Genomic DNA, 266 nt, shown 5'->3' with positions numbered 1-266 from the left:
AAAAGCATAACTAAGATAGCGAACTGGGTATGGGATGGTATGAGAATACTGCCATATCAAGTTGATGAACTAGCAACCGCCATGGCAAATACCCTAACGATGCTCGCCCATACTGCAAAGCGCACAAAGCACAGCTCGGATATTCCCAACATCCTCTTTGGGGAAACACAGGTGATTGATGTGGCACCTGTGGGGGGGCATATAGAAAGTGGCAGTGTCTCAAAATTTGCGCTAAACGCAGCGAAGACCTATGCGAACGGAAGAGG

1 protein-coding gene is annotated in these 266 nt (G+C 48.1%); it reads left to right on the top strand.

Features of this window, described 5'->3' with window-relative positions:
* Nucleotides 1-39 precede the first annotated feature (39 nt).
* On the top strand, nt 40-266 hold a 227-nt coding region (locus HBA93_RS21545), incomplete at its 3' end, for a hypothetical protein (RefSeq protein WP_221724609.1).

The sequence above is a fragment of the Ochrobactrum sp. SFR4 genome (assembly GCF_019730395.1).
GTDB lineage: Bacteria > Pseudomonadota > Alphaproteobacteria > Rhizobiales > Rhizobiaceae > Pseudochrobactrum.
This window is presented reverse-complemented; position numbering and strand designations above follow the sequence as displayed.